The organism is Paenarthrobacter sp. PAE-2, from assembly GCF_026013155.1.
In the GTDB taxonomy this organism is placed as follows: domain Bacteria; phylum Actinomycetota; class Actinomycetes; order Actinomycetales; family Micrococcaceae; genus Arthrobacter; species Arthrobacter ureafaciens.
This window is the reverse complement of sequence record NZ_JAPDNV010000009.1, coordinates 167,089-175,391: the sequence shown is the minus strand read 5'-3', so window position 1 is coordinate 175,391 and position 8,303 is coordinate 167,089. Positions and strand designations below refer to the sequence as shown.

General features: G+C 62.6%; 6 protein-coding genes. 4 read left to right on the top strand and 2 right to left on the bottom strand.

Features of this window, described 5'->3' with window-relative positions:
• The first annotated feature begins 165 nt into the window (after positions 1-165).
• Positions 166-591 (top strand): hypothetical protein, encoded by a 426-nt coding sequence (locus tag OCL88_RS08410; RefSeq protein ID WP_228145570.1) that lies wholly within the window; start codon positions 166-168, stop codon positions 589-591.
• A gap of 72 nt (positions 592-663) precedes the next feature.
• Here the strand turns inward: OCL88_RS08410 and OCL88_RS08405 are convergent, their stop codons facing one another.
• Together OCL88_RS08405 and OCL88_RS08400 are read right to left on the bottom strand one after the other, a co-directional pair.
• Positions 664-2,010 (bottom strand): neutral/alkaline non-lysosomal ceramidase N-terminal domain-containing protein, encoded by a 1,347-nt coding sequence (locus OCL88_RS08405; RefSeq protein ID WP_021471894.1) that lies wholly within the window; start codon positions 2,008-2,010, stop codon positions 664-666.
• A 237-nt stretch (positions 2,011-2,247) separates the two neighbouring features.
• Positions 2,248-4,971: a GH25 family lysozyme gene (locus OCL88_RS08400; protein WP_319951646.1), complete on the bottom strand. Its 2,724-nt coding sequence runs from the start codon at positions 4,969-4,971 to the stop codon at positions 2,248-2,250.
• Between the two features lie 285 nt (positions 4,972-5,256).
• On the opposite strand from OCL88_RS08400, the gene OCL88_RS08395 reads away from it, so the two are divergent.
• The 3 genes from OCL88_RS08395 to OCL88_RS08385 are packed head-to-tail and all read left to right on the top strand — an operon-like array spanning position 5,257 to position 8,275.
• Positions 5,257-6,480, top strand: a complete 1,224-nt coding sequence (locus OCL88_RS08395; RefSeq protein ID WP_021471896.1) for a CpaF family protein — start codon at positions 5,257-5,259, stop codon at positions 6,478-6,480.
• Positions 6,480-7,337, top strand: coding sequence for a type II secretion system F family protein (locus OCL88_RS08390; protein ID WP_021471897.1), 858 nt, complete (start codon positions 6,480-6,482; stop codon positions 7,335-7,337). The genes OCL88_RS08395 and OCL88_RS08390 overlap by 1 nt, the downstream gene beginning before the upstream one ends.
• A complete protein-coding gene (locus OCL88_RS08385; protein ID WP_201433417.1) occupies positions 7,334-8,275 on the top strand; it encodes a type II secretion system F family protein in 942 nt (313 codons plus the stop codon). Before OCL88_RS08390 ends, OCL88_RS08385 begins: the two co-directional genes overlap by 4 nt.
• The last annotated feature ends 28 nt before the right edge of the window (positions 8,276-8,303 follow it).

Here is an 8,303-nt window from a genome sequence, read left to right as displayed (position 1 = left end):
CAATGCATGCGGAGCTGGGGAGCATCCGAATGAAGTGGGGATCCCTCGGTGGACATGCGCAGGCGCAGTGTTCTTCAGCTCGGCGTTGCAACGATTGCTTTGGCCGGTTGCTCAGGAACCAAAATTGATTCGTCCCAAACCTCCGCCCTTGACATGGCACCTGTCGTGGCAGGTGATGACAAAGTTGCCAAGGAGAGACCGGAACCGCTGGTGAGGTACCAGTTCACGTGCACGGCCGCTGACGGAAGCCTGATCGGCAAGTTCTCCAGCTTGGAAGAGGTGTGGGCGTCTACCCGTTACCTGCGCATAACTGATTGCGTGGTGGCTTACGTCGGTGCTGGGGCCCATGTCCTGACGGCGGAGGAAACCGCGGCAGTCAACGTCGCTGTGGCGGCTGGGGCTCCCGCCGGACAACAGTCAGAGTTGTGCCTCCGGATCATCCGGGCGTGCACCCGAACTGACCCACGCAGCCTCAATGCGGCACTGGCCGCCTACGGCGTTCCGGTAGTGAAAGGTGCCCTGGCCTTGGCTCCTTTGGCGCCGCAGGCTGCCGTCTTTACCAAGTGGCTAAAAGCTGCCGGAGCTAAATAGAGGTAATTCCAGTCAGCGCAAAAAGGGCGCGGACCCCTTTCGAGGTTCGCGCCCTTTTAGGCTGCCCGGAATTCAGGCCAGTAATGAATTCATTGCATTGATGAGGGTGGTTTCCACCCCGTTGGCTCCTGCCTTGAAATGGGCCAGATGACCGTAAACGGTCATGGAGCCGCCGGCAATTCCAGGAAAGTCGGGTTCCCACCCTCCCTCGTAGCTGCCCAAGGGCATAAAGGGCGGAAAGAATTCATTGCTGGGGATGTAGCAGCAGGACTCGTTGGCATAGCCGCCTACGATGATTCCGTTGGTACCGCCGTTCCGGCTTCGGAAATAGGCCGCGTAGCCGCTGACCAGTTCGCCGCCGATCATGGCGATCTTCAGCTGCGGGCTACCGTTGAACTTCCACACTTGGAACGGAGACGGGACCGCCGTCTTGTAGCTGTTGCTGTCGATGCGGCCGATCATCACCTGCGCGTGGCGCTGATACCACTGGGGCTGCCCGTTCGGATTTCCCAGGCGTGCCACGTAGGCGGCCCGGACCGCTGCCAGGTTTCCCGCCGTCGCGGTGATGTCCAGCGGCAGCTGGACCTCCTGATATCTGGTCACCATGGGACCGCTGAGGGCCCGGCCTGCCGATTGCATCGCGGAGTTGACGGTAGCGCCCAAAGCGTCGCCGTGCTGGTCCCGCAGTTCCCAGCTGCGGACACCGCCGGGATCCTGGTCCCCGGCCGGCCCCTGGATAAACATGGCGAAGCAGTTGGGGTTGCGGTTCTCGATGTAGTTGCAGGCTCCCGCTGCAAAATCTCCGTCGAAAAGGGTACGCAGGCCGGCGCTGATCGGGTGGCAGCCATAGCTGAAAATGACTGCGGCCGGGGTGCCGTTCCCACGCCGGGCGACGAGGACCGGCACTGCCGTTTCGGTGTAGGGGAGGCCCACGCGGTTGGCGGAGAAATTCTGCGTGGAGACCTTGTAGTCGAAGGTCACTGGCGTTTCATCGGCGTCCAGGGCCTCCTGCGCGAGGTCCACGATGGTGTCCTCAAGGTCGTCGCTGTAGGAACGCACCAAGCCAAGGTCCGACAACCCGTAAGCCATGTAGGGGTGCAGGGTATCAATCAGCGCGGGACCGTTGTGGGTATGCGTGGCCTGGATCAGGATGTCGCTGCTGGACCAGTCGGCCAATGCAAGGATCCTGGTCCTGATCCGCTGGTGCATGGCCCGCGGCAGCGCCAGGACATCCAGGCTGATGATGATGTGCGGGTGCGTGTCTTCCCAGATGAGGATGGCCCGTGCGTACAGGGGTTCGAAAGGGGAGCTGCTGGTGGCTTCCCGTCCGCCGTCCGTTGTCCCGTATCCCGCCATGTACGGATTGGTGCTCAGGGACGGCGTTATGTCAGCGCTGGCAGTTCCTATCCTAAACGCCATAAAAATCACTCCTTGATTGCGCGCTGCGGGATGATCTTCGTTTGCCCCCAAACAAAGCCCGTTTCCCGAATGCACTGAACAGCCAAAACGTGAGACCACCTTTATTAGACCACGCAATACCGGAAATTTGGCGGTTGAAAGGAGATTAATACCGGGCCCTTGGATGGACCCGCTTTAAAAGGCGAAAGGCCCGTCCCTGGAGCTAATCCCGGGACGGGCCTGCACGCAGCGGCGGTGTTACCTGGCCGCAGCGGAGAAGATCGTCAGGCCATTCCAGCCGGTGCCGATTCTGCTGGGTGTTCCCCAGGAACCTTTGGCTCCGACGGGGTAGTACCGCAGTTCGCCGTCGGTGGTGCGGGCGATGATTCCGGTTGAACCGGCGCCGGCAAAGCTGCGGACCCCGCTGTAGCTGGAGATGATGTCCCAGCCCGTCCCCACGACTCGCGGAGCTTCGGTGACGAAGGCACCGGCGCCGTTGCTCCGGTACAGCTTAAGGTCCCCGCTTGGGGTCTTGGCCAGGAGATCCGCGTTGGAGTCCTTGTCGAAATCCAGCTGTGCGATATCCAGGCCTGACCAGCCGATGCCGATGGAAACGCCCGTGGACACAGTCTTCCCGCCCGGGTTCCTGAAGTAGTGGAGGCGACCGGTCGCGTCGTAGCCGACGATGCCCGGGTAGGGATCGGCCTTCTTCCAACTACCGACGGTCAACGTCCAGTTCTTCCAGTTGCTGCCGAGGGAGATCGGGTCACCGAAACCACTCCCGTTTCGTCCCGGATAGACAGTCAAACGACCGTCGGACCACTGCGCTACGATGTCCAATGCCCCGTCCTTGTTCCAGTCGGTGACGAAGCCGGCTTTGAGGCCGCTCCATCCCGTCCCTATAAGGTCTTGGGGCGACAGCGCCGTGGAGCCGGTTCCTTGGTACCGGTAGAGGTTGGCGTCCGGCCTTACGGCCAGCACGTCTTCTTCGTCGAGGCCCTGGGTTGTATCAACGTCCAATGCAGCCCCGCTGATGAGGCTCGCATCGTTCCAGCCCAGGCCGATGAGACTGCGGGTGCCCCACGTTCCGGACGACACGGGGTAGTAATAGAGGTCTCCATTGCCGGCACGTGCATGCAGGCCCTGGGAACCCGAACCGCTGAAGTTGGTGGCGGAGCTGACGGCACTCATCCCGGACCAGCCGCTTCCGACGACCCTTGTCGTTTCATTGAGGAAGCCGCCGACTCCGTTGGATCGGTATAGCCGGAGGGCGCCATCGGCAGTACGGGTGACCATGTCCTGGCTGCCGTCGCCGTCGAAATCAAGCTGGTTGAGTTGGTGTCCCCTGAAGCCTGTGCCGATCAGCGTTCCGTTGCCAAGCGCGCCGCCCCGGGTGTTCGAGTAGCGGTAGAGGTTGCCCAGATAGTCTTGGCCGATGACTCCGGGATAGGGGTCCTTCAGGTTCCACCAGCCCACCGTGAGTGACATTTCCTCCCACCCTGAGCCCACCTGGACTGCTCCATAGAAGCCGCCGCCCGGGGCTCCGCGGAAGACCTTCAACGTCCCGTCGGACCATTGGGACAAGATGTCCTGGACGCCATCCTGGTCCCAGTCCACGACGTATACGGCTGTTGCATCCGACCATCCCGACCCAATGGTGTACGGGCCGGTGATCCTGCCCGTACCGCTTGCCCTGAATGCGTCAAGCCTTCCTGAGGCGTTTGTGGTCAGGATGTCCGCGCCGGACTTGATGGCGGGGTTGGACGGGTAGGAGACACCTCGGGCGAAAGTCCGCAGTTGATCGTAGCTGCCGTTGAAGATGTTGGAGTCGCCCTCGAAAGGCCCGGTGCTGCTGTATTGCCACATCGTGTAATTGCCCCAGCTCAGCGGCATGGAACCGGGCGAGTTGGTGGGGTTGGACCAGTAGGAGGCAATCCACAGCGGGTAGCTGCCGAAGGTGGAATTGCCAACGCACGTATTCCACCAGTCCGTGGTGCTGTAGATGACCGGAAAACGTCCTGTCAGTGCCTTCACCGTGTTGCCGAAATCCGCTGCCCACTGTCCGAGTTGGGCCTTGGACATGTCATAGCAGGTGTTGCCGAAGTAAAAGCCGTTGATGGTCCGGCCAGCGTAGGGGTTGTACTCGATGTCCAGTACCGGCGGAAGCGTGTAACCGTCGGCGGTCCACCCGCCACCGTTCGCCACGAAGTACCTGGCCTGGTCAGCGCCGGAGGACCAGTTGGGGATCGCGAAGTGGTAGGCGCCCCGGACCATGCCGACGTTGCGGGAGCCGTTGTATTGCTGTGCGTAATTCTCGTTGAGGTAGTAGTTGCCTTCTGAAGCTTTGACGTAAGCCCAGCGGGAACCCATGTTCCATTGGCTCTGCCAGTTGACGTTGCCTTGGTGGGCGCTGACGTCCTGGCCTTGCACTCCGATCGTTGGACGCCAATGTCCGGGATCCGGAGCCATGGGGACGATGCTGCCGACTCCCCGTGACCCCGAGGGGGTTGACGTGCTGCCCTGTTCCTTTGCCGCTGCCACGCGGGGCGATCGCTGGCCCATCTCCGCGCCTCCGGCGGGAATGGCTGCCCGCATGGCCGCTTTCATGGCTTCAGGGTCCACAGGGCCGCCGGGCTGGCCCGGGTTTACTGCCTGCGTCCTCGCGTCCCGCTTGCCGCTGGCGGCAGAGTCCGGGGCTTCAGCGGCAGAAGGTTCGACGGCGGTGGCAGCCGCCGGTTCTCCGCCGATGCTTGCTCCCGGTCGAGGCGCGGCTTGCTCAGGGCTGCCTGGTCCGATGGGCGGATACTCCCGATTGACTGCGGCCGACTCCGTGGTCTGCGAGGGGGGAGCAGGCCGGGGGCCTGGCTCAACTGCCTCCACGGGGCCCACGAGGAAGGTCCCGGCCACGATGGCCAGAGCGAGGCCTATCCCGGTCCTGGCCAGAGACCTGCGTGGAAAAGAGCGTACTGAGTTACTCGTCATATCCATTTTTCCGGCCTGTACCGCGGTTCCGCGGCAAGTAGTGGCTTTGCCAACAGGCTCCGGGGCGGGCGCCTGCATAAGGGACCAAAGGCCAGCTCCTATCGGGCATTACCCTAACACTCGGGAAACTGGAGTGACTAGTGGGACTGATGCTGCACATGGGACGGCCGCACCCACTTATCCACAAGCTCCACCACGCCCCTTTTGAGCCGGTCCACCGCTGCCCTAGCGTAAATATCTCGAGATACGCCTCTCGTTTATACGTTCCTGGTTGATGGGGGTTCCATGGATGCGCTGCGCATTATTGAAGGTGAGGTCCGCGAGCTCGTCCGGCGGCAGGGGCTGGATCCTTTCGAGGAAGCCGGAGAAGTGCGGCTGCTCGTTGATGCGGCCATCAATGACTATGGCCAAAGATCGCTTCTGGCCCCGTTGCCCCATATGGGTCCTGTGGACGTGGCACGCCGCCACATTTTCGATGCCGTGGCAGGATTCGGGCCGCTCCAACCACTGCTGGACGACCCCGGCGTCGAGGAGATCTGGATCAACGCTCCACACGAGGTCTTCGTTGCACGCAACGGGGAATCCGAACTCACTGATGTAAGCCTGACCGGGCAGCAGGTCCGCGATCTTGTGGAGCGGATGCTCAAAACCTCCGGGCGCAGGCTGGACGTGTCCTCGCCTTTTGTTGATGCCGCCCTTCCCGACGGCTCGCGGCTGCACGTGGTCATCCCCGACGTCACCAGGAAGCACTGGGCAGTGAATATCCGGAAATTCATTGCGAAGGCGCGCAGGCTCGAACACCTCGTGGAACTGGGCAGCCTTAATTCCCAAGCGGCCAAGTTCCTCGGAGCAGCTGTAGCGAGCGGACTCAACATCCTCGTCTCAGGGGCCACCCAGGCGGGAAAGACGACGATGCTCAATTGCCTGGCCTCCGGAATCGGTCCCCGTGAGCGGGTGATCACGGTGGAGGAGATCTTTGAACTGCAACTCCCCCTTCGGGATGTCGTCGCCCTCCAGTGCCGGCAGGCGAACTTGGAAGGGGAGGGGGAAATTCCCATGCGGAAGTTGGTCAAGGAGGCCCTGCGGATGCGTCCCGAACGCCTGGTGGTGGGCGAAGTCAGGGAGGCCGAAAGCCTGGACATGTTGATAGCCCTGAATTCCGGCCTTCCCGGAATGTGCACCGTCCATGCCAATTCGGCGCACGATGCGGTGACGAAAATCTGTACCTTGCCACTCCTTGCGGGATCGAACATCTCCAGCGCGTTCGTTGTTCCTACGGTCGCCTCCTGCATTGACCTTGTGGTTCATTGCAGCCGCCACACTACGGGACGCAGGCAAGTGACCGAGATTTTGTCTCTGGGCCGGCGGGTTGAGAACGGCGTGATTGAATCTTCGCCGGTTTTCCAGATGAGCGAGGGACGGTTGCGCCCCAGGGGGACCTCCATGCCCGCGCCGGAAAAGTTCGCGAGAGCAGGCTTCGATGTTGCCGAACTGCTGGAACTGAACTGATGGCGGCGTTGCTGGGGCTGTCATGCGGGGTGGGAGTCTTCCTGATGTGGTGGTCGGCGTGGTCCGTCCCCGGAACCGGAGTAGCCGCCCCCAAGGGGCCGGGTCGATTGGAACTCCTGCTGCTGTCTGCGGGGATTGAGAAGGTTTCGGGAGCAGGCCTCATCATCAGCTGCGCAGGGTTGGGCTTGGTGGTCATGCTCCTGTTCTTCGCAGGGACCGGCTCGCCCGCTGTTGCTGCATGCTTCGGATGTTTTGGCGCATGGCTACCCGTTGCGGTGGTTCGGAGACGGGCCAAGAGGCGGCGATCCAGCCTGCGGCAGGTTTGGCCCGACGTCGTAGACCACCTGCGTTCCGGCATCCGGGCAGGTCTGTCCTTGCCCGACGCCTTGGTTCAACTCGGCTACAAGGGGCCCGAAGAACTACGGCACCTGTTTGTTGATTTCGCCGCAGATTACAGGTCGGGCGGACACTTTGAACCTGCGTTGGACAAGCTCAAGGAGCGGCTTGCGGATCCGGTTGCGGACAGGATTGTCGAAGCACTGCGGATGACACGGGAAGTCGGTGGCTCGGATCTGGGCCATATGCTGGGCACCCTTGCTGCTTTCTTGCGCGAAAGCAGCCGGACCCGGGGTGAGCTTGAAGCCAGGCAGTCGTGGACCGTGAACGGAGCAAGGCTCGCCGTGGCGGCTCCTTGGATCGTGCTGGTGGTGATGGCCGGGAGGCCGGAAGCAATGGCGGCGTACAACTCCGGCACCGGAGCCGGAGTGCTTCTGGGCGGACTGGCAGTGTCGGTGGCCTGTTACTCACTCATGCTACGGATCGGTGCCTTGCCCGAAGATGTCAGGGTGCTTCGATGACGGCCGCTTTGGGTCCAGCGGTCGCTCTTGGCTTGCTGTTGGGGGCAGGATCCTGGCTTGTCATGGTGAGGTTACCTTTCATGCGGAAGCCAACTTTCCAGGACAGGGTGGAGCCGCAACTAAGGGCCCATAACCTCCACTCCCGTCTCCTTCGCCCGGTCGGCCGGGATGTTGCACCCTTTGGCCCTTTGGAGCGCATCCTGCGGCCGGTGGTTCGCGAGGGGCTCGGCTTGCTGGCTCGTTTCGATCCCGGCGGGACCGCCCTTGCACGCAAGCTGGCCCGGGCAGGTGCCGCGAAGTCAGTGGTCGACTTCAGGGCCGAGCAATTGCTGTGGGCGGCCGGCGGAGTCCTGCTTGCGGTGCTCGGGGTCTTGGCGAGTGCGGTTTCCGGAAGGTTCCTCCCCCTTGCAGCGCTGATTGCCGTTGCGGGCAGTGCTGCGGGCGGGTATTTGCTGCGGAGCTTTGTCCTGGACCTGAGGATCAAGAGGCGCGAGGCGGCGTTTTTGGCGGAGTTCCCGGGTGTTGCCGAGCTGTTGGCACTTGCAGTGGCGGCGGGTGAAAGCGCACTCAATGCGATGGAAAGGATCTGCAGGACGTCCAACGGGGAACTCGCCAAGGAGTTCGCTGAGGTGTTGGCCGACGCACGATCCGGCAAACCCTTCACTGAAGCGTTGCAGGCTTTCTCCGCAAGGACCGAGGTGCCGGCGGTAGTCCGCTTTGTGGACGGTCTGGTGGTGGCTGTGGACCGGGGCACGCCTCTGGCCGAGGTTTTGCGGGCCCAAGCGGCCGACGTCCGCGATGCAGCCAAGCGGGAGCTCATGGAGTCGGCCGGGCGCAAGGAAATCGGCATGATGGTCCCCCTGGTCTTTGGCGTCCTGCCCCTGACCGTCATCTTTGCGGCCTTCCCGGCCGTGGTCGCCTTGGACATCAGTCTTTGACGAGGCCCCACGACTCCAGCTGCAGCAA

Bases quoted from the DNA above. Each gene is read 5' to 3' on its own strand.
- OCL88_RS08390 (WP_021471897.1), top strand. From the start codon at position 6,480: ATGGCGGCGTTGCTGGGGCTGTCATGCGGGGTGGGAGTCTTCCTGATG.
- OCL88_RS08395 (WP_021471896.1), top strand. From the start codon at position 5,257: ATGGATGCGCTGCGCATTATTGAAGGTGAGGTCCGCGAGCTCGTCCGG.
- OCL88_RS08385 (WP_201433417.1), top strand. From the start codon at position 7,334: ATGACGGCCGCTTTGGGTCCAGCGGTCGCTCTTGGCTTGCTGTTGGGG.
- OCL88_RS08405 (WP_021471894.1), bottom strand. From the start codon at position 2,010: ATGGCGTTTAGGATAGGAACTGCCAGCGCTGACATAACGCCGTCCCTG.
- OCL88_RS08400 (WP_319951646.1), bottom strand. From the start codon at position 4,971: ATGACGAGTAACTCAGTACGCTCTTTTCCACGCAGGTCTCTGGCCAGG.